Origin of the sequence: Vibrio sp. B1FLJ16 (assembly GCF_905175385.1) — a bacterium.
Lineage (GTDB): Bacteria > Pseudomonadota > Gammaproteobacteria > Enterobacterales > Vibrionaceae > Vibrio.
The window spans coordinates 2,195,032-2,216,840 of sequence record NZ_HG992749.1 but is presented as its reverse complement, the minus strand read 5'-3'; the positions used below and the strand labels follow the sequence as shown (position 1 = coordinate 2,216,840).

Here is a 21,809-nt window from a genome sequence, read left to right as displayed (position 1 = left end):
ATGGTTGCGAAAGCTACGTCCGTAAAAACTACGTCTGTAAAAACTGGGTCTACCAAAGCTAAGTCTCCCAAAACCAATACGACGAAAGCGAAAGTCGAACTTCCGCCGTTTGAATATCCTAAGGGCTATCAGCTCATTGCCGGTGTTGATGAGGTCGGGCGTGGTCCCTTGGTTGGCGATGTGGTAACTGCTGCAGTAATTTTGGATCCCAATAATCCGATTGAAGGCTTAAATGACTCTAAAAAGCTCAGTGAGAAAAAGCGCTTAGCTCTTCTGCCTGAGATTAAAGAAAAAGCACTAGCCTGGGCGGTAGGTCGATGTTCTCCCCAAGAAATTGATGAACTAAATATTTTGCAAGCGACAATGGTTGCGATGCAACGTGCAATTGCCGGTTTAAATGTTCAGCCGGAGCTGGTACTTATTGATGGCAATCGCTGCCCTGATCTTCCAATGGATGCACAAGCGGTGGTAAAGGGAGATTTGCGCGTAGCTGAGATAAGTGCAGCGTCCATTATTGCTAAAGTAGTGCGTGATAACGAGATGGAAGAGTTGGACAAGTTATATCCGCAGTTTGGCTTTGCCAAGCACAAGGGCTATCCAACTAAAGCACATTTTGAAGCGATAGAACAACATGGTGTCATTGAAGAGCATCGCAAGAGCTTTAAGCCGGTAAAAAAAGTACTCGGCATTGTTGATTAACACATCATTAATTAACGAGTAGTATTAAGGGAATAGAGGTGTTATAACCCGCTTCCTTAAAAGAATTTCAAATCAAAAGAGTTACACGGTACCTGTTAATGTCAGATCCCAAATTCATTCACCTTCGTGTTCATAGTGATTTCTCGATGGTGGATGGTATCAACAAAGTTCCACCGATAGTTAAGAAAGTCGCCGAGCTTGGCATGCCTGCGATGGCATTGACCGATTTCACCAACCTGTGTGGTTTGGTGAAATTTTATGGCACTGCGCATGGCTGCGGTGTGAAACCGATCATCGGCGCAGATTTCAAAATGCAATCTGATGAGTTCGGTGAGGAGCTGACACAGTTAACAGTACTGGCTACCGATAATGCCGGTTACAAAAACCTGACATTGCTTATTTCCAAAGCCTATCTGCGCGGGCACGTCCAGCATCAGCCGGTTATTGATAAAACCTGGCTGGCAGAAATGTCGGAAGGCTTGATTGTCCTTTCCGGCGCTAAGAATGGTGATATCGGTAAGGCGTTGCTCAAAGGTAACCGTAAGTTGGTCGAAAGCTGCGTTGAGTTTTATAAGCAGCATTTCCCTGATCGTTATTATTTGGAACTCATTCGTACCGGTCGTCCGGACGAAGAAACTTATCTGCACTTTGCAGTTGAACTGGCAGAGCAAGTTGATCTCCCTGTTGTGGCGACAAACGAAGTCGTATTCCTAAGTGCTGATCGCTTCGATGCTCATGAAATTCGTGTTGCAATCCATGACGGTTACACCTTAGAAGACCCGCGCAGACCAAAAAATTACAGCCCGCAGCAGTACCTTCGTAGTGAAGAAGAGATGTGTGAGCTGTTTGCTGACATTCCTGAAGCACTGGAAAACAGTGTCGAAATTGCTAAGCGCTGTAACGTTACTGTGCGTCTTGGTGAATACTTCCTGCCCGCTTTCCCGACCGAAGGGATGGAAGAAACCGAATTCCTGGTTAAAAAATCGGAAGAGGGTTTAGAGGAGCGACTTGAGTTTCTGTTCCCGGATGAAGAAGAGCGCGCGAGACGCCGCCCGGAATACGATGACCGCCTTAAAATCGAACTTGAAGTAATCAACAACATGGGTTTCCCGGGTTACTTCCTGATCGTAATGGAGTTCATTCAGTGGTCAAAAGATAACGATATCCCGGTGGGACCTGGTCGTGGTTCAGGTGCCGGTTCTTTGGTGGCGTATGCACTGAAAATTACGGATCTCGATCCGCTTGAGTACGACTTGCTATTCGAACGTTTCCTGAACCCGGAACGTGTTTCGATGCCCGATTTCGACGTCGACTTCTGTATGGATAAGCGCGACCGCGTGATCGACCACGTGGCCGAAATGTACGGCCGTGATGCGGTATCTCAGATCATTACCTTTGGTACCATGGCGGCCAAAGCGGTAATTCGCGACGTGGGACGTGTACTCGGACATCCATTCGGTTTTGTTGACCGAATCTCCAAGCTGGTGCCACCCGATCCGGGGATGACGCTTGAGAAAGCGTTTAAGGCTGAACCTGCACTACCTGAGCTGTATGAGGCGGATGAGGAAGTTAAAGAACTCATCGATATGTGTCGCATATTAGAAGGTTGTACCCGAAACGCAGGTAAGCACGCGGGTGGTGTGGTTATCTCGCCAACCACAATTACGGATTTTGCGCCGATTTATGCGGACTCCGAAGGTCATTTTCCGGTTACTCAGTTCGATAAAAACGACGTTGAAACCGCCGGTTTGGTTAAGTTTGACTTCCTGGGTCTGCGCACTCTGACCATCATTGACTGGGCTTTGGGTCTGATTAACCCGCGTTTACAGCGTGAAGGTAAACCACCGGTTCGTATCGAGTCGATTCCTCTTGACGATGCGGCGTCATTCCGCCTATTGCAAAATTCAGAAACTACGGCGGTATTCCAGCTGGAATCACGTGGTATGAAAGAGCTGATCAAACGACTTCAGCCTGACTGTTTTGAAGATATTATCGCACTGGTGGCGCTGTTTCGTCCGGGCCCGCTGCAATCGGGCATGGTAGATAACTTTATCGACCGTAAGCATGGCCGTGAAGCAATCTCTTACCCGGATGAAAAATGGCAACATGAGTCATTAAAAGAAATTCTCGATCCAACTTACGGCATCATCCTGTATCAGGAGCAGGTAATGCAGATTGCACAGGTTCTGTCTGGTTACACCTTGGGTGGTGCGGACATGTTGCGTCGTGCGATGGGTAAGAAAAAGCCGGAAGAGATGGCCAAGCAGCGTGCTACCTTTGAAGCTGGTGCGGTTGAGAACGGTGTCGACGGCGAGTTGGCGATGAAAATCTTCGACTTGGTAGAAAAGTTCGCCGGTTACGGCTTTAACAAATCGCACTCTGCCGCATATGCTTTGGTTTCCTACCAGACGCTGTGGCTGAAAATGCATTATCCAGCGGAGTTCATGGCTGCGGTAATGACCGCCGATATGGATAACACCGAGAAAGTGGTGGGGCTGGTGGACGAATGTTTCCGCATGAAACTGACCGTACTTCCACCAGATATTAACTCGGGTCTATACCGCTTTAATGTCGATGAAAACGGTGCCATTGTTTACGGTATCGGCGCCATTAAAGGGGTTGGTGAAGGGCCGATTGATGCAATTTTGGAAGCACGAAATAAGGGCGGTCACTTTAAAGACCTGTTTGACTTCTGTGCTCGTATCGATCTTAAGCGCGTCAATAAGCGTGTTATTGAAAAACTGATATATGCTGGTGCGCTAGACCGACTTGGCCCGCATCGAGCTGCGATGATGGCATCGTTGAATGATGCGGTAAAAGCGGCGAGTCAACATCACCAGGCTGAGGCATTCGGACAAGGGGATATGTTCGGTGTCCTGACTGATGCGCCAGAAGAAGTTGAAAACAAATATACCCAAGTCCCTCCATGGCCTGAGAAAGTATGGTTGGAAGGTGAGCGTGAGACTCTTGGCTTATATTTGACCGGACATCCCATTAACGCGTATTTGAAGGAACTAAACAAATACACCAGTTGTCGACTAAAAGACGCGACTCCGACACGACGAGATCAATCAGTGACCGTCGCAGGCTTAGTAATCGCCGCCCGGGTTATGACCACCAAGCGTGGAACTCGTATCGGTATCATGACACTGGATGACCGAAGTGGTCGAATGGAAGTGATGTTATTCTCCGATGCGCTAGATCGGTATGCAGAACTTCTCGAAAAAGACAGAATTTTAGTGGTTTCCGGACAGGTCAGCTTTGATGACTTCAATGGTGGCCTTAAAATGTCGGCGCGTGAAGTGATGGATCTTGGCAGCGCGCGCGAAAAATACGCTCGTGGTTTATCGGTATCGATTGATGCAAATCAGATCAATGATCAGTTCTTCGAGCAGTTCAGTCGTATTTTAGAACCGCACAAAGCCGGAACCGTACCCGTCAATGTATACTACCAGCGTGCCGACGCCAGAGCGCGGTTAACATTGGGCACCGAGTGGCGAGTAACGCCTAGTGATACATTAATAGACGACTTAAAACAGTTACTTGGTTCAACCCAGGTAGAACTTGAATTTAACTAAAAAATTCAGTGCGATATGTAAGACGCTGAGTCAACAAGGATTCATAGATGAGCCTAAACTTTCTTGAATTTGAAAAGCCAATTGCAGAACTAGAAGCAAAAATTGAAGCCCTGCGCGATGTATCTCGCCACGGTGGTGATGCTGCGGTTGACCTAGATAAAGAAATCGAACAGCTAGAGAAAAAGAGCCTGGAACTGAAGAAAAAAACCTTTAGTAACTTAGGTGCGTGGGAAACTGCTCAGCTGGCTCGTCACCCATTACGTCCGTATACACTGGATTACGTTCAGCATGTATTTGAAGAGTTTGATGAACTTGCAGGTGACCGTGCGTTCGCGGACGACAAAGCTATTGTGGGTGGTATCGCTCGCCTGGAAGGCCGGCCTGTAATGATCATCGGTCACCAGAAAGGTCGTGAAACCAAAGAGAAAGTGAGACGTAACTTTGGTATGCCAAAACCTGAAGGTTACCGTAAAGCGCTTCGCCTGATGGAAATGGCTGAGCGCTTTAACATGCCAATCATCACCTTTATCGACACTGCTGGTGCTTATCCTGGTGTTGGTGCGGAAGAACGCGGCCAGTCTGAAGCTATCGCAAAGAACCTTAAAGTGATGTCAGGTCTTAAAGTTCCAGTGATCTGTAACGTTGTAGGTGAAGGCGGTTCAGGTGGTGCTCTCGCGATTGGTGTGGGTGACTACGTGAACATGCTTCAGTACTCTACGTACTCAGTAATTTCACCGGAAGGTTGTGCTTCTATTTTGTGGCGCGACTCTGATAAAGCTCCTCAGGCGGCAGAAGCAATGGGTCTGACTGCACCTCGTCTTAAAGAGCTTGAGCTGATCGATGAAATTATCGAAGAGCCTCTGGGCGGTGCACATCGTAATCATGTTCAAATGGCAGAAAACATGAAAGCAACTCTGCTTCGTCAGCTGGAGGAGTTAGTACATCTAGATAAAGAAGCGTTGCGTGAGCGTCGTTACCAGCGTCTGATGAGCTACGGTTACTGCTGATTCTTGCTTAGATAAGGTATAACATAGAAAGGGTTGGATGTGAGTCCGGCCCTTTTTTGTATCTCTTGGACCGAATCTTTATGGAATCGCTTTATCAGCACTTTGCCCGGATATTAACGGCGTACTATCAGCCTCAGACTAAAGTCGTTTTAGCCTTTAGTGGTGGCGTTGATTCTCGCTTGTTGCTCGAATTACTGCGTCGTTATCAGCAAGAACATGCTATTCGCTGCCATGCTGTGTATGTACATCATGGATTAAGCGATAACGCCGATGATTGGGCTGATAAATGCCGATTGTGGGCAGCTCAAGCAGGTATTTCCTTTGCGATAGAACGCGTTAGTCTGGATATCGGTAGTGGCGAAAGTATCGAGTTACTCGCCCGTGAAGCACGCTACCAGGCACTTGAGAAGCACGTTGAGCATGGCGATCTGTTAATGACAGGGCAGCATGCTGATGATCAGCTTGAAACCTTCCTTCTGGCGCTAAAACGTGGCAGTGGCCCTAAAGGGTTGTCATGCATGGCTGAGAGTATGCCTTTTTCACAAGGTACTCTTATCCGGCCACTACTGCCTATTCGTCGAGAAGATATCGAGGCCATTGCACAGTCGTTAGACCTTGAATGGGTAGAAGATGAGAGCAACCAAGATACCCGTTACGACCGTAATTTTCTGCGCCATCAAGTTGTCCCCGAGTTGTCCCGACGCTGGCAGAGTATTCACCAGGCAGTGCAACGCAGCGCGTCCCTTTGTGCTCAACAAGAATCGCTATTAGACGAACTGCTTAATGATATCTTTCAGCGAGCATTGCAGGCAGACCTAAGCTTAGATATTGCGCAGCTAGTGTCACACAGCGAGCTTGCCCGCGCTCGTTTAATTCGCATGTGGCTTGCTAAGCAGAATGCTCAGATGCCAACTCAAATGCAACTCGGTCTGATCTGGAAAGAAGTAGCTCAGGCACAGCAAGATGCCAATCCAAAACTTAAGTTAAAGCAGGGTGAAGTACGCCGCTTCCAGAACAAACTGTACTGGGTTACTGAAATGCCTGATCTCACCGACTGGCAAAGCACAATACGCCTTAATTTACCGCTTGTTCTTCCAGGGAGCTTAGGTGATTTAACGTTAAGCTCCGCGTCAAAACAAGCTAACATCGCGCTGCCGTCGCAGCCCGATCTACTAAGTGTTACATTCAACCCGGAGGGGCTGTCTGCTCATCCGGAAACACGTAATCACAGCCGCAAACTAAAAAAAATTGTTTCAGGAGTACCGGGTGCCGAGCTGGTTGCGTCGTCAGACTCCGATTCTTATGTATCAAGGCCAGGTAGTAGCCGTCGCCGATTTGTTTATTGATAAGGCATTTAGTGGTCAGGATTGTGAGCTGATTTGGCGTAAGCATCTGTAATCCGTGAGATAATATTGAAAATACGTCTAAATAAAAATCGATTAGGTGATGCAATGAAAAAAGTAATGATGGGTGCTGTTATGGCGCTAACCATGTTGTCAGGGCAAGCGTTGGCGACAGGTGATGTTGCTGCCGGACAGGCTAAATCGGCAGTGTGTGCTGCGTGTCATGGTGCTGATGGTATTGCTGCTATTCCTGGATACCCGAATCTGAAAGGGCAGAATGCACAGTACATCATGAGCTCAATCAAAGCGTACAAGAACAAAGAGCGTAATGGTGGTCTCGCAGCAGTAATGCAGGCACAAGCATCACTGCTTTCTGATGATGATATTGCTAACTTAGCAGCGTACTATTCCAGCTTATAGTTGCACTTTCTTTAGTGAATCTTAACCAAAGCCAGAGCATTGCTCTGGCTTTGTGATTTTTGCTCTAAAATATTCATCAAACTCAATATATTATAATGCTGATTAGAGACAAAGATTGAATGTTGTAAGACGGTAAACGATAATATCCGCATACGATTGATGCTTAAGGGAAGAACATGAAGAAGATTGAAGCGATTATCAAGCCATTTAAACTGGACGATGTTCGAGAAGCGTTAGCTGAAGTAGGCATCACAGGGATGACCGTTTCTGAGGTCAAAGGTTTTGGTCGTCAGAAAGGTCACACTGAGCTGTACCGCGGTGCAGAATATATGGTCGATTTTCTGCCTAAGGTGAAATTAGAAATTGTCGTCACGGAAGATGTGGCTGATAAGTGTGTTGAAACCATTATTGAGACCGCGCAAACAGGTAAAATTGGTGACGGTAAGATTTTCGTAACTGATGTCGAGCGCGTTATCCGTATTCGTACCGGTGAAGAAGACGAAGAAGCGATCTAAATTTCAATGCGAATTTATTTTCGATTAAGCTTAAGGGAGCCTGATAAGGCTCCTTTTTTATTACATATAGTTAGGTAAGGCCTCATGCTTAAACGTATTGTCCTGGCAATAGTCTTTTTTTTCATGGCCGTGGTACTCGGCTTTCAACTCATCTTCACTGTTCCGGAGCAACCACAGATTATCACGCAGGCTGGTGAAGAGATTAGCGAGGATATTCAGTGTATTGCGTTTAATAACTCACAATTCTTAGATGACAATGGTCAGCTCAATGTTTTAGTCTGGAATATATATAAACAAGGGAAAGAAAACTGGCAAACTGCGCTTGAACGACTGTCAGCAGACAGGCAATTGTTACTGCTGCAAGAGGCAAGCATGACAGAGTCATTTAAGCAGTGGCTGGTGGATGGCAGCTGGATAAGCAACCAAGTAAGTGCATTTAAAGCGTTGGGAAGCGGGGCTGGGGTCATTAATATTGCGCAAAAATTGCCGGAAAAAGCCTGTGCTTACACGTCGACTGAACCCTGGTTGCGTTTACCAAAATCCGCACTGTACAGCCAGTATCGCCTGAGTAACGGAGATACGCTTGCGGTGGTCAACATACATGCGATTAATTTCACGGTCGGAACAGATGAATACAGCTCCCAGATCTCCGCACTTGAGACATTACTAAAGCAACATTCAGGGCCGATTGTATTCGCGGGTGATTTTAACAGTTGGAATGAATACCGCTTGGATGCAATGAAGCAAGCTTTACAAAAAGCTAACCTACAAGAAGTGAAATTTACACCGGACCATAGAACCCAATTCATTACCGGACAACGACTCGACCATGTGTTCTATCGTGGGCTAGTCATTAAAAACGCGAAAGCGCCGCAGAGCGACGCTTCCGATCATAATCCATTACTTGTTTCGTTTGTCCTAGAAGACTAAGCGTTAGACGATCAACTCACGATAATGTAAAGCGCCCAGACTACGTAGAATACGATCCATGGCAGGCTTGCACTCACCAGAGCCTGCCCGCGTTCAAACTCAGTCCAGGTCAGAACGACGCCGTAACCTAAAACGATGTACCATGGCAGCAGCAGAGGTAGTGAGCTGGCAAAGTGACACCACTCATTGGTGAGCGGCAATTTCAGCAGACCATTAAGGCTGTTGAGATCGGCCGCGTATGTCATCACTTGACCATGTTTGAGTAACAAACTTGCATAACTTGCAATATCCCCAAGAACAGCTGGGAACAGAACAGCACACGACGCTGCAAACCATTTCCAGTAGCCGTACTGTTGTTTGCTTGCTTTCGTTGCAAGTAAAAACCAAAGCGCTAACAGCAGTAGTGTGGCAAAGCGGTTGACTACATCGTTGATGATCGCACCTGCCATTAAGGTGTTTGGCTCCAACAGTGCGGCTTGATCAGGATCGATTTGCTGGAACTGAGCAGTCAGTTGCTCACTAAGCCAAGAGAAGTCGACATTGGAGAAGTATGCACCCCAAAACAGGAACGGACTGATCATCAATACGATGAAAGGTTGCCACCCCCAACTACCACGTTGATATAGCGCAAGAAAACATGATGTTGGTGCACGAAAAATGTCCAACAGCATTACAAGCGGATTGCTTGATGGATTCATATACTTACCTTAGTTACGTCAACGTACAATTTAAGTTTTTGGCCTGGCTGCAGGTACTTCTTATTCTGAAGAGAGTTCCAGTTTACGATGTCTTTACTCTTCACTTTAAACTTACTTGCGATACCGCTGATGGTGTCGCCAGAGCGCACGTTGTAGAATACCGTTCGGATTACAGCACCATCCGCTGCTTTCTTCCAGATTACAATGTTTTGACCCTTTCTTAACGTATCTTTAGGTCCCATGCCGTTCCACTTAGCCAGAGACTTGTATGACACGTTATTGTCACGAGCAATGGTCCACAAGCTTTCACCTGACTGCACCACGTGCGTCAGCTTAAGGTCGCCGCGTACTTTAGACTGAGTCTTGCTCAGGCGGTTATCTGCTGATAACGCGTATTTGGCGTCATCCTTAGTGGATGTTGGGATCAACAGATATTGGCCAATGCGAATGTTATTATTGGCAAGGCCGTTTGCACGTCGAATCACTTTCGTCGTTGTGCCATATTTCTGTGCTAGTACGCCGAGCGAGTCGCCGGATTTCACTTGATAGCGAGCTACTTTCACACCTTTGCCACGATTCGCCGCAACCTCAGCAAGGAAGGTGTCTTTCTTTTCAATAGGGATCAGCAGCTTGTGTGGGCCATCTGGTGCGGTGGACCACTGGTTATAAGCAGGGTTATAGCTTTGTAACTCTTTAACAGTAAGACCAGCGTAATCGGCAGCAATCGCTAAATCCAGCTGTTCTTTAGGGTCGACAAGTGTGAGTACTGGTTTGTTAGCGATAGCAGGGATGTTAAGGCCGTACTTATCCTGGTTCGCAATGACATCAGCAAGTGCTAAGAGTTTTGGCACATAGCCGCTGGTTTCTTTAGGTAGATCCAAAGAGAAAAAGTCGGTTGGTTTACCCTGACTTTTATTTTTGCGAATCGCTTTAGATACGCGGCCACCACCGCTGTTGTACGCAGCGATGGAATGTGTCCAGTCATCAAATCGATTGTTTAATTTTACAAGGTAGTCTAGTGCGGCTTCGGTAGAGGCTGCGACATCACGACGTCCGTCATACCAGTAGTTTTGCTCCAGCCCCATCATTTTTCCCGTACCGGGAACAAATTGCCAGAGTCCGGCAGCACTACCATGTGAGTATGCAAATGCGTCGAAAGAGCTTTCTACCACGGGCAGTAAAGCCAGCTCCATTGGTAAACCACGCTTTTCAATTTGTTCCACAATCATGTACAGAAACGGCTCTGCACGTTTTGATACTGTCTTTAAATGGTTCGGGTGCTTTAAATACCAGGTACGGTAGTAGTTCACCTTTTTATTGTTCGGAATGTCCATTTCCAGCTGCATAGCAATACGCTGCCATACATCTTCTTGTTCCTGGGGAGAAAGCACTTTCGGCGTCTCTTTAGCTTCATTCTCGGCTAAAGGATGCTTACTATCTGCCTCTTCCTTAGCTGCTTGCTTTGCAGCTAGCTCTGATTTGTTGGTTTCAGGAGTGGTTGTTGTTGAGTCTGGAGAAGTCATCTGACAACCAGAAAGCAATAACACCAACGCCAAACTGTACTTCAAACGCATGGATTCAGCCTATTTAGGGCCTTTTTATCTTCTCCGGCCTGTCGCGTAGCTTTCACTACGTAGCAATCGCAAGATAATAGACATATTTCTTTAAACATAAACGAAAGAGGCTTAAAGCCTCCGGGGAGAGATACAAGTATATTTATACTCTTCCCAAAACGCAGAGAAGCGCCAGCGGCGCCTCTCTGAAAAACAACCCATGATGATACTGGGGTCTTGTAAACTTACAAGTAAAAGTTGGTTAAAATTCGTTCTTCCACTCTCTTAATGCAGTAAAAACCGAGCACGGATCGCTGTTTTTTATACGGCTTGTCACAGATTTAATAACGTCAGGGGCAGAAGTTCGCAAAAATGGATTGATCCACTTCTCTTGACGCAGCGTCGTAGGAAGGGTAGGAGTATTCAGCGCGCGCAGTCTGTTTACGTCGTCACGATACTGACGAAGTTGCTCATTATCTGGTTCTACCGCAAGGGCAAAGGCGACGTTGCTGGCAGTATACTCATGTGCACAATAAACTTTCGTTTCTTCTGGTAGCGCAGCGATTTTACTTAGTGATTCAAACATCTGCTCTGACGTGCCTTCAAAAATACGGCCACACCCGGCAGAAAATAACACATCACCACAAAACAATTTACCATCACCTACATAGCCAATGTGACCTAATGTATGTCCGGGTAAACCCAGAACCATAAAGATTTCGCCGAAGAGTTCCAGCTTATCGCCTTCTTCCATCGGGGCAGTAAGGGTCGGTATCGGTTCCGCTTTGGGGCCGACAACGGCGACATCAGGAAAAGCGCGCACTAAATCCGGAACGCCACCAATGTGATCATTGTGGTGGTGCGTAATCATTATCGCTTCTAAAGTTAACTCGTTAGCGTGCAAATATTCTAAAACAGGTTTTGCATCTCCCGGATCCACGACGGCGCAGCGCTTATCGTTATTTTGTATCAGCCAGATGTAATTATCATTAAATGCAGGTATGCTTTTGATCTCTAACACGATTCGTTCTCCGTCACCCAAATTAGTCAGGTGGTTAATGAAACCAGCACTCAGCAACAAAACTTTACCGCACCCGTCGTCTTGGTCTGATATGAACAACGGTCCTTGGGTGCTTGAGTCAATTCAAACCCGGCTTGATGAGTGGTGTCCGAAACTTTTCGGTTACCACATGCTAAAACTGGGTGGGTTGAGCTGTGAGCTAACCAGCTGTAACTGTAACATTCAACACCAAGTCAACGTAGATATCCAGAATCCGTTGCACAATGTGATTGCAGATGGTTACGAATTGCCCTTTTTGGAAAAAAGTTTTGATGTAGTTATTCTGGCTCATCAACTTGACTATGCAAGTGATCCACATCGCCTGTTAAGGGAAGTGGACAGGGTTATGATGGATGACGGCTATCTGATCATCACCGGATTTAACCCGTTCAGTTTTACGGGGATAGCGAGCCTTTTACCCTGGCGTAAGAACAATTTGCCATGGAGCGGGCGCATGTTTTCATCTAACCGGATTCAGGATTGGTTGGGGTTGTTAAACTATCAGGTGATTCATCGTGACCGATATGCGTTTTTCCCGATGAAACGCTATCGAACAATGTGGACGTGGTTGGAAAACAGTTTAGGGGACTGGGCGTCGCCGGCTGGCAGTTTGTATTACATCGTTGCACGTAAACGAACTTACCCTCTCAAACCTATTAAGTCTCACTGGCGCATAAAGAAAAAGCTTACGCCACTTGGAGTCATGAATCGAGAGGGTATTAGCTCGAAAAAGATAACGAGCGACGAGGGTTAAGAAGGCTGATAGCCGATATCTTCGTCAGTTGGATTCTCTGCTGCAGTTCGGGCTAACTCGTCACAGATCTCGTTTTCCCGGTGACCTGCGTGACCTTTTACCCAGTGCCATTCTACCTGATGACGCGCAGTTTCTTTATCCAGTGCTTGCCATAAATCGGCATTCTTAACCGGCTTTTTGTCTGCTGTTTTCCAGCCACGCTTTTTCCAGTTATGTATCCACTGCGTAATTCCTTGTCGCACATACTGACTGTCGGTGGTTAGCGCCACTTTACAAGGCTCTTTTAGTGTCTGAAGAGCAACAACGGCCGCGAGCATTTCCATACGGTTGTTGGTTGTAAGTGTATAACCTTTAGAAAGCGTCTTTTCCACGTCCTTGTAGCGCAAAACGATGCCGTAACCACCAGGTCCGGGGTTACCTAAACAAGATCCGTCAGTGAAAATCTCAACGTGTTTGGTCATATTTTTGGTACTATTAGCCGAAATATTTAATAAAGCATAGTCTGACACACATAACCTTATGAATACCAGCAGCAATTCTGAACATAGTCGCATTGTCGTTCTCGATACCGAAACCACGGGTATGAACCAAGAAGGCGGTCCTCACTACTTAGGGCACCGCATTATCGAAATCGGTGCTGTGGAGATCATTAACCGTAAGCTGACTGGGCGTCACTTCCACGTCTACTTAAAGCCAGATCGTGACATTCAACCTGAAGCGGTTGAGGTTCACGGTATTACTGATGAGTTTTTGGTTGATAAACCCGATTACGCGAGCGTTCACAAGGAGTTTCTCGATTTCATCAACGGTGCGGAGCTGGTTGCTCACAATGCGCCCTTCGATACCGGCTTTATGGACTACGAGTTTGAAAAACTCGATCCGGCTATCGGTAAGACCGATGATTTCTGTAAGGTGACCGATACGCTAGCCATGGCGAAGAAAATCTTCCCGGGCAAGCGAAATAACCTCGACATTCTCTGTGAACGTTACGGTATTGATAACTCCCACCGTACTCTTCACGGGGCTTTGCTCGATGCGGAGATTCTGGCTGACGTTTATTTGCTGATGACCGGTGGCCAGACAAGCCTCGAGTTTAACGCGAATAAGCAGGAAGGGGGCGTCGAGACTGTTCGCCGTATTGAAGGAAGAAAAGCGCTAAAGGTTTTGCGTGCAAGTGCCGATGAATTAGATGCACACCAGAAAAGATTAGAACTGGTGAATGACTGTATTTGGCATCAATAGGAGAAGCTATGCTGAGGGCTTTGCTGACCGCTGTTCTGGCGTTTTGGACTTGTGTTGCGAACGCGGCGGGTGAGTCAACTATGTCTTTGTTAGATAACCGCTTTCGTGTTGATCCTAGTATAGAACAAATTACGTTTCTGGTTTATCGTGAACAAAGTTCTCAACCGGTCGTATTAGTCCGTCCTGACGGTAAGAAGTATTATGCTTGGGGTACTTACGATAATGTACGCTGGTACCAGGAACCCTCGCTCGATATCATATCTGTCGATAATCCGATGCCCGGGCCCTGGCAAGCCGTGGGTAAAGTAACCCCGAAAAACAACGTCCGTTTAATTTCGCACTTAAAGTTAGGTACTGATGCCTTCCCTAATCACCTGTATAACGGTGAAGCACTCAAGTTTACGGCTCGGCTCACCTCTGAGGACGCTCCGCTTGTTTTACGTGATTTTCTCGACCGTGTGAATCTTCGCGTGACATTTACTAAGTTTGTTGAAAACGAAGATGAACTGATCAAAGAAGCTCGCCCGATACCAGCAGTAATTGGTGAGTTTGCAGATGACGGGCGTGGCTTAGATGAGCAAGCGGGTGATGGTGTGTTTACTGTCCAGTTACCAATTGAAGTTGAACCGGGTAAGTACCGTGCGCGAATTACATCGGGTAATGGCGTGTTTTTACGCGCTCAAGAACAAGTGGTGTTGGTTTACCCTGACCCGATATCTCGTACCTTTATTCAGTCGCGAAACATAGAAGAGGCACATCAGCTCGTGGTAAGTGGCGAGCAAGGTATGATTGCGCCTGGTTCCTTGGTAGTGAATGTTGAACAAAATGCGCCGGATGGATTTAAGAGCTACAGTCAGGGGCAGGTCTCCGACGATGGTTTGAAAACTACATTGAGTTTGAATAACGACCCAGCGCTTGGCAGATACTCATGGACAGGTAATATCTTTGCTACCGATTTAGCGACCAAACGCGAACTGGTCTTCCCTATCCGGGAGCAGACGTTCAGCGTTGTGGATGAAATTGATCTGCGAGCCGCGCGTAAAGCGAAGGAAGCAGAACTGGCAGAGCAGCACCGTATCGCACTGGAAAAACGAGTTATCGCCAAACGTGAATCTGATCGTCAGCGGAGTATCATCATTATCGCAATTGGTAACTTAATCATGCTGATCATCAGCGTTTTGGTCTGGCGGATATGGCGTAAGCGCAAAGCCCAGAAAGATGAATTACCAGAAATGCAGCTAAAAATGCCAAAGAATTAAAGATTGATTTCATGATAAACAGAAAACGGAGCCAACTGGCTCCGTTTTCTATTTCAAAAGTCTACATGTGCGATGCAGGTACGAGCTATCCGCTTACGCCACTTCCGGGATTGGTTTTGGTGGCTGTTCCGGGTCTGGCTCTCTTTGTACAGTTGGCACTTGACCTTCACCAACGGCACTGATGTAACAGCCACTGAGTTTGATTGCCAGGTACATATCTGCACGAAGCAGTATCCCGCCGTCGCTGGTACTGATGCCTGTCAAGTCGCACCATTGGCGCAAGCGCCGTTTTCGCCCCGCTAATACTAAGCGGATCCCGCGTTTTTTCAGGATGTCGTGAATGTCAGCCAGTGTGGCCATCACACTTAAATCAAGATGCGTAAAGCTGGACACCGCATCGACAACCACACAAGTCACATCTTTATCACTCTCTACATGATCTAGTATCCGGCGCTTAAAATAAGGCGCATTAAAGTAGGTAAGCGGTGAGTTAAAGCGATAAATCATCATTCCCGGAATCGGCGATGCTTTTCCTGTGTCGTCGATGGTACGGATAGTCCCTTTTTCATCTAAGCCAAGTAGCTGGTCACTCGGGCGCATAACGATACGTAGAAACTGAAACAGCCCCAAAAATACCGCTAACGTAATTCCCGGAATAACACCGACGACCAGTACGGAAATAAATGTGATAACCGCCAGATAAAATGCATCCTTGTCGCGTACTCTCAAAGTCCAGATCGCTTTGAGATCGAGCAGTGATTGTGAGGCAATGATTAATACCACGCCAAGCGAGGAGATAGGGATAAACTGCAAAGGCTCGTAGATAAAAATAGCGATCACCGCAATGGTGAGCGCTGCAATAATAGAGACTAACTGAGATTTTCCGCCGTTAGCATCGTTTACTGCGGTACGAGAATCAGCTCCACTAATGGCAAATCCCTGAGAAAAAGCCGAGGCAATATTGGCAAAACCCAGAGCTCTGAATTCTTTATTCGCATCAATGTCATAACCATTTTTTGCCGCAAAACTGCGGGCGGTAAGCATCATGCTTACAAAACTCACAATCGCGAGGTTTAGGGCTGGGACGACCAGTTCACGTACTTCACCCAGTTCAAATTGTGGGGCTTGAAACTGAGGAAAGCCGCCTTGCGTCAGTCCGACCACAGACACGCCAATATCTTGTAAATGCAGTAACCAAACCGAGGTGGTCGTGACTAATATGGCAAGCATCGCAGCTGGCCAAGTGGGGCGAAAACGCTTGGTGAGCAGATAGACAACAACTGTGGCAATACTTAATGTAACCGTTGGCCAGTGGAGTTCAGTCAAGCGCTGAGGTGCTTCCCATAAACGCTCCAGCAGGTAACGCTGTTCATATTTCCAGCCAACGACCTTCGCAAACTGGCTGACGATAATAGTGAGTGCGACGCCGTTAAGTAGCCCAAGGAGTATAGGGCGAGAGAGAAAGTCAGCAAAGATCCCTAAATTGAATCGGCTTGCGACCACACACCAGATACCCGTCATTGCTGTCATGGTCATGACCAGTTGCCAGTGTTTGGTGGGATCACCTGCTGCAAGAGGAGTCACAACAGCGGCAATAACTGCGCAGGTTGCCGCATCGGGGCCTACGATAAGTTGTCGTGAAGTCCCCATCAGGGCATATACCAGCATCGGTAGTACACATGAATAGAGGCCGACAATGGCAGAAACACCGGTTAACTGTGCGTAAGCGATGGCGACAGGTAATGCAACGGCAACAACAGAGAATGCAGAACGGAAATCATTGCTTAGCCACTCTCGTTGGTAATGTTTAAGCTGAATGAGTCCCGGGAACCACTGCAAAAAAAGTATTCTGGCCAATAAATTCACCCATAAAATTAGTTAAGTCACTGTAAATTATATACCGTTCTGTTAACCCTTCGTGAGCTATTTCTCAGCAGAAGTGAAAAGTAACCGGAGTAGCATCACCTCTCTATCTCTGTGTTTTATAAGCCGATCATCAAGTCGTTGTTATTTGGAATTATCACTTAAATTTCGGTTTCAAAATTTGAAATGACGTCACATATTTACCGTGCGTCGTACAATTTGGCTATTATTAACATTAGTGTTAATAACCGTAAATTTACTTTGTATGTCTATCTGGTCCTATTGAAGAGTATGGGTGGTCAAATAAAACCTCCATTACCTAAGAAGAGGAGAATAGGAAATGACAGATTATCGTAAAGATGAAGCAAAGCGGGTTCGTGATGCTGCAAGTCAAATGGCTTATGACCGAGAACATCCGAACCACCAAAGTAATGGTGATGAGCAACGCTTCGCGAGTGCAAATTACGCAATGAGTTTTACGAAAGGCCTAGAGCACGACGAAGATACTGGATTGATAGTAAACGCAGGAGACTTTAGAGCGTTTCGTTCGGCTATTGACCATGGCAAGGTTGATGCATTTACAACGTCTGTCCCCTCTGCGGTTCAAAAGCAGAGGCAGTGGGAAGCGCCCACGGCAGGTTTGGTGTGTGACTTACAAGGTCCTGATTCTCATTCAGTCACAATGGCTCCCGCACCTGTATTAGGCTCCAAAGAACTTGCTTATGAGATGGCAGAGGTATATGAGTTAGCGTTGTTACGTGATGTTCCTTTAACTGAGTTTAAGGGGAGCTCTAATGGCAACTTAACGGGATCTATGCTTGAACAATCCATTTATCGTTTAAATAAGATCGAATACGATATTTCTGGTAGGGAAGGGCGCTCTCGTAAAAATAATGATGGAGATATCATTGGTCAGACAGCATTTCGAGGCTCTTCACCTGGTGTCGACATAGGACCATACTTGTCTCAATTCATGCTATTAGGTACCAAAAGTGTTGCAGGTGATGGAGATATCACGGATGGTATTATCGGTTACGGTGCGTTGAGTATTAATCAAAAAGTACCCGTTGCGCTGGCAGGTGTGAACTTCATGACCACAGATGCGAGTTGGTTGGCGGTACAAAATGGCGCGGACACACAAAGTGGTAGCGAAGTGGATCTTTACGGCTCACCGCCGGTGGCACGAAGGTTTATATCCACCCCGCGAGATCTTGCTACTTATGTGCATTACGATGCTCTCTATGAAGCCTACCTCAATGCTTGCTTAATACTGCTTGGAATGAAAGTGCCTACTGATCCAGGCTTCGATAGTTTGTCTGGTCGTGGTCAATTAAGCCTGAATAGCTTTGCACCGGATGATCCTGTTATTACTCGTTTCTGGGAAACTCATGAACGTGAGGCTGGTGGTTTTGCCCTCTGGGGCGGCCCGCATATATTGACACTCGTTACTGAAGTGGCAACACGTGCCTTAAAAGCCGTTCGTTACCAAAAGTTTAATACTCATTGCCGTCTGCGTCCTGAAGCTTTAGCTGCCCGTATCCATAAAGCAACGCAAATCGAGACTAACTTTCCTTCCGTTGAAGGCTTTTTTACAGGATTGCGGGGTGACATCCTGGACACGGTTGCAGCGATAGAGGATTTGAACTCGTCTGGAACTAGTTTACTTCCTATGGCTTTTCAAGAAGGCTCTCCAATGCACCCTTCTTATGGTGCTGGTCATGCGACAGTAGCCGGAGCCTGTGTCACAATCCTTAAAGCTTATTTCGATACTAATTGCGCACTGCTTGAACGTAGTGGAAATGTCATGTTTTCGGTACCACAAGCCGGAGATACTCCCGTAGCGTATGTATCAAATTATGATGATAGTGATGCAACAAAAGTAGGTGATTCTCTTGTTAAAGAACAACCTGATCATTTTCTTACTGTGGAAGGCGAGTTAAACAAACTGGCTGCTAATATCTCTATCGGGAGAAATATGGCTGGGGTGCACTATTACTCCGATTACTACGACAGCCTGCGAATGGGTGAGAAAATTGCGTTGGGCATTTTAGAGGAGCAAGCACTTTGCTATACCCAAGAACCGTTTGTTCTTTCTGTACCAACATTTGACGGAGAAGTTCGCCGAATCGGTGCGCCATAACTCAATAATGAGCACGTAGTGCATGAGAGCAACGAATAAATTGCTGGTGGCTTATAGTCGCTGAATGCTGATTAATGAAAAATAAAACGGGAGCCGATTAGCTCCCGTTAGTTTTTATTATCGTTTAAGTTTTTATCCGATTAAGCGACGCTCTCCATCTGAGGATAGCTCGGCTTCGCGGCTAATAGTTCTGGGGCAAAGTCATCAACATTGATGGTATCCAGGCGATGCTGTTCTGCTTCTTTTAGCAGTTCCGCTTCTTCCGGAATAATAATTCCTTGCTCCAGTCCTTCTTCAGCAATCAAATCCAGACGCAGGAACGGACGGCGTTTACCCTGCGCTTTGCACACTTTGTCGAATACCGGTTCTGCCTGCAAAATGACTGACAGTGCTAGTTCAATCTTACCTGCAGGGTTGTGCTCTGTTGGTTCCAGGTACTGACCGCGACCGATACGAGAGCGGGTTGCACTTGGTGTTTGCAGAATACGAGCTACTTTGCTGTCTAGTTTGTCGTTTGGCGCTTTACGAACGCGGCCAAATGGCATGATCAGTATACGAAGCGCGCGACCAAACACCTTGTTTGGGAAGTTAGCAAGGAACTCATCAACGGCAATTTCTGCCTGCTTCAGGCTGTCTTGTAATCCCCAGTGTACCAGTGGTAAATCTTCAACCGGACGGCCATCTTGTTCGAAGCGTTTAAGCGCTGCAGAACTCAAGTAGAGCTGACTTAGAATATCACCAAGGCGCGCAGAAAGACGCTCTTTACGTTTAAGTGAACCACCAAGCACAGCCATAGAAATGTCAGACAGAAGCGCCAGGTTAGCACTGTAACGGTTAAGTTGCTGGTAGTAACGCTTGGTCGCATCTTTAGTCGGTGCTGATGAACCAAGACCATCGCTCAGACCGAACCAAATGCTGCGTACAAGGTTACTCATGGTAAAGCTGACATGGCCTGCAAGCGCTTTATCAAACTTCTCTACTGCGTCACTTGCGTCTGAATATGCCGCGTTCATTTCTTCCAGTACGTATGGATGACAACGAATCGCACCCTGACCGAAGATGATCATAGATCGAGTCAGAATGTTTGCACCTTCTACGGTAACTGCGATAGGCGAGCCTTGGTAACCACGAGCGAGGAAGTTCGACGGACCAATACAGATGCCCTTACCACCGACGATATCCATGGCATCAATGATGCTCTGCTGACCACGGTGTGTACAGTGGTATTTCACGATAGCGGAGATGACGGATGGTTTTTCACCAAGGTCGATACCAGCCACAGTTAAGTTGCTGGCAGCATCCATAACGTAAGCGTTACCACCGATTCGTGCCAATGGTTCTTCAATACCTTCCATGTGTCCGATAGGCTGTTTGAACTGACGGCGGATACGTGCGTAAGCACCGGTTGCCAGTGCGGCTGTTTTAATGCCACCCGTCGAGTTAGATGGTAGGGTAATACCACGGCCAACAGACAAACACTCAACCAGCATACGCCATCCCTGGCCAGCCATCTTCTCACCGCCGATAATGAAATCGATAGGAACGAAGATATCTTTACCGCGTGTCGGGCCGTTCTGGAATGGTACGTTTAGTGGGAAGTGACGATTACCAATCTCAACGCCTTTCACGTCGGTCGGGATAAGAGCACAAGTAATACCAAGATCTTCTTTATCACCAAGCAAGCCTTCTGGATCGCGCAGTTTAAACGCAAGGCCAAGCACGGTTGCAACTGGAGCTAGCGTAATGTAGCGCTTATTCCATGTCAGGCGCATACCTAACACTTCTTTGCCTTCCCATTGGCCTTTACATACAACACCGTAATCTGGGATTGAGCCTGCATCAGAACCTGCTTCCGGGCTGGTCAGAGCGAAACATGGGATCTCTTTACCTTCGGCTAAACGAGGTAGGTAGTGGTTTTTCTGCTCTTCTGTACCATAGTGTTGCAGTAGTTCGCCCGGGCCTAATGAGTTAGGTACACCGACAGTAGAAGAGAGAACGCCGGAGACGCCGGTCAGTTTTTGCAGTACCAGTGACTGTGCGTAAGCTGAAAACTCCAGACCACCGTATTTCTTCTTGATGATCATGGCGAAGAACTTGTTGTCTTTCAGGTACTGCCATACTTCAGGTGGCAAATCGGCAAGTTCATGGGTGACCTGAAAGTCATTAACCATGGCACAAACGGTATTTACCGGACCATCAAGGAACGCCTGTTCTTCTGCACTTAGTTTCGGTGTCTGAATTGCGTGTAGTTTTTGCCATTCAGGCTTGCCCTTAAACAGTTCAGCTTCCCACCAAACCGTGCCTGCATCTAAGGCTTCTTTTTCGGTTTGAGACATAGCCGGAAGGACTTTTTTGAAAACAGCTAACGCCTTGCGGCTGATAAGCGACTGGCGAATACCTGAAACTGCGAATACAGCAATAGCAAGTATATAAACTGCCCAGCCAATAAAGCCTGCAGAGCCGGCGATAGTCAGCACTAACATGACAGCAGTCAGTAGACTGACAGATTTTACGAGTGACATGCGGTGATAGAGCGTAATGCCCAACACGGCGGTCATCGCAATAATTGAAAGCAAGATGTCCATATGTATTTTCCTTTTCAGACTTTATAAATGTTGTACGTCTGCTTCTGATAAGAGGTCTAACCAGCAATGTTAATTGTAAGCAAATTATTAATAAAATGTAAAACCAATGATTGGATAAAAAGTGATCTAAGTAGAGTAATGATTCTAAAGTTGCGATTTGGGT

The 21,809-nt window shown here is 46.8% G+C and carries 16 protein-coding genes and 1 pseudogene; 11 read left to right on the top strand and 6 right to left on the bottom strand.

Annotated elements, in window-relative coordinates; all coding sequences use genetic code 11:
* The 7 genes and pseudogenes from rnhB (at position 1) to KHN79_RS10025 (ending at position 8,492) form a co-directional block, all read left to right on the top strand.
* Complete coding sequence (rnhB, locus tag KHN79_RS10055; RefSeq protein WP_182008670.1) at positions 1 to 699, top strand: ribonuclease HII; 699 nt, start codon at positions 1 to 3, stop codon at positions 697 to 699.
* Between the two features lie 98 nt (positions 700 to 797).
* A complete protein-coding gene (dnaE, locus tag KHN79_RS10050; protein ID WP_182008669.1) occupies positions 798 to 4,277 on the top strand; it encodes a DNA polymerase III subunit alpha in 3,480 nt (1,159 codons plus the stop codon).
* 47 nt (positions 4,278 to 4,324) lie between these two features.
* Positions 4,325 to 5,284: an acetyl-CoA carboxylase carboxyl transferase subunit alpha gene (gene accA / locus KHN79_RS10045; protein WP_182008668.1), complete on the top strand. Its 960-nt coding sequence runs from the start codon at positions 4,325 to 4,327 to the stop codon at positions 5,282 to 5,284.
* 80 nt (positions 5,285 to 5,364) lie between these two features.
* A pseudogene (gene tilS, locus KHN79_RS10040) lies at positions 5,365 to 6,682 on the top strand (tRNA lysidine(34) synthetase TilS).
* A 53-nt stretch (positions 6,683 to 6,735) separates the two neighbouring features.
* Positions 6,736 to 7,047, top strand: a complete 312-nt coding sequence (locus tag KHN79_RS10035; protein ID WP_182008666.1) for a cytochrome c — start codon at positions 6,736 to 6,738, stop codon at positions 7,045 to 7,047.
* Between the two features lie 176 nt (positions 7,048 to 7,223).
* Positions 7,224 to 7,562 (top strand): nitrogen regulatory protein P-II, encoded by a 339-nt coding sequence (gene glnB / locus KHN79_RS10030; protein WP_182008665.1) that lies wholly within the window; start codon positions 7,224 to 7,226, stop codon positions 7,560 to 7,562.
* An 84-nt stretch (positions 7,563 to 7,646) separates the two neighbouring features.
* Complete coding sequence (locus KHN79_RS10025) at positions 7,647 to 8,492, top strand: endonuclease/exonuclease/phosphatase family protein (RefSeq protein WP_182008664.1); 846 nt, start codon at positions 7,647 to 7,649, stop codon at positions 8,490 to 8,492.
* Positions 8,493 to 8,503: 11 nt separating this feature from the next.
* Here the strand turns inward: KHN79_RS10025 and KHN79_RS10020 are convergent, their stop codons facing one another.
* The 3 genes from KHN79_RS10020 to gloB form a co-directional block, all read right to left on the bottom strand.
* A complete protein-coding gene (locus KHN79_RS10020) occupies positions 8,504 to 9,190 on the bottom strand; it encodes a YIP1 family protein (RefSeq protein WP_182008663.1) in 687 nt (228 codons plus the stop codon).
* Positions 9,187 to 10,764: a LysM peptidoglycan-binding domain-containing protein gene (locus KHN79_RS10015; protein ID WP_182008662.1), complete on the bottom strand. Its 1,578-nt coding sequence runs from the start codon at positions 10,762 to 10,764 to the stop codon at positions 9,187 to 9,189. The genes KHN79_RS10020 and KHN79_RS10015 overlap by 4 nt, the downstream gene beginning before the upstream one ends.
* Before the next feature lie 241 nt (positions 10,765 to 11,005).
* Positions 11,006 to 11,764, bottom strand: coding sequence for a hydroxyacylglutathione hydrolase (gloB, locus tag KHN79_RS10010; RefSeq protein ID WP_182008661.1), 759 nt, complete (start codon positions 11,762 to 11,764; stop codon positions 11,006 to 11,008).
* Between the two features lie 37 nt (positions 11,765 to 11,801).
* Between gloB and KHN79_RS10005 the strand changes: the two genes are divergently transcribed.
* Positions 11,802 to 12,557, top strand: coding sequence for a class I SAM-dependent methyltransferase (locus KHN79_RS10005; RefSeq protein WP_182008660.1), 756 nt, complete (start codon positions 11,802 to 11,804; stop codon positions 12,555 to 12,557).
* Here KHN79_RS10005 and rnhA read toward each other — a convergent pair.
* A complete protein-coding gene (gene rnhA, locus KHN79_RS10000) occupies positions 12,554 to 13,018 on the bottom strand; it encodes a ribonuclease HI (RefSeq protein WP_182008659.1) in 465 nt (154 codons plus the stop codon). The genes KHN79_RS10005 and rnhA overlap by 4 nt on opposite strands.
* A 58-nt stretch (positions 13,019 to 13,076) precedes the next feature.
* On the opposite strand from rnhA, the gene dnaQ reads away from it, so the two are divergent.
* Positions 13,077 to 13,799, top strand: coding sequence for a DNA polymerase III subunit epsilon (gene dnaQ, locus KHN79_RS09995; RefSeq protein ID WP_182008658.1), 723 nt, complete (start codon positions 13,077 to 13,079; stop codon positions 13,797 to 13,799).
* Between the two features lie 8 nt (positions 13,800 to 13,807).
* Entirely contained in the window at positions 13,808 to 15,058 is a 1,251-nt protein-coding gene (locus KHN79_RS09990) for a TIGR03503 family protein (RefSeq protein WP_182008657.1), read from the top strand.
* A gap of 93 nt (positions 15,059 to 15,151) precedes the next feature.
* On the opposite strand, the gene KHN79_RS09985 is transcribed toward KHN79_RS09990, so the two are convergent.
* Positions 15,152 to 16,915, bottom strand: a complete 1,764-nt coding sequence (locus KHN79_RS09985; protein ID WP_182008656.1) for a SulP family inorganic anion transporter — start codon at positions 16,913 to 16,915, stop codon at positions 15,152 to 15,154.
* Positions 16,916 to 17,261: 346 nt separating this feature from the next.
* On the opposite strand from KHN79_RS09985, the gene KHN79_RS09980 reads away from it, so the two are divergent.
* Positions 17,262 to 19,061, top strand: a complete 1,800-nt coding sequence (locus KHN79_RS09980) for a vanadium-dependent haloperoxidase (protein ID WP_182008655.1) — start codon at positions 17,262 to 17,264, stop codon at positions 19,059 to 19,061.
* Positions 19,062 to 19,201: 140 nt separating this feature from the next.
* Here KHN79_RS09980 and fadE read toward each other — a convergent pair whose 3' ends face one another.
* The gene (fadE, locus tag KHN79_RS09975; protein ID WP_182008654.1) at positions 19,202 to 21,646 is read right to left on the bottom strand and encodes an acyl-CoA dehydrogenase FadE; all 2,445 of its coding nucleotides are present in this window, start codon (positions 21,644 to 21,646) and stop codon (positions 19,202 to 19,204) included.
* Positions 21,647 to 21,809: the final 163 nt, after the last annotated feature.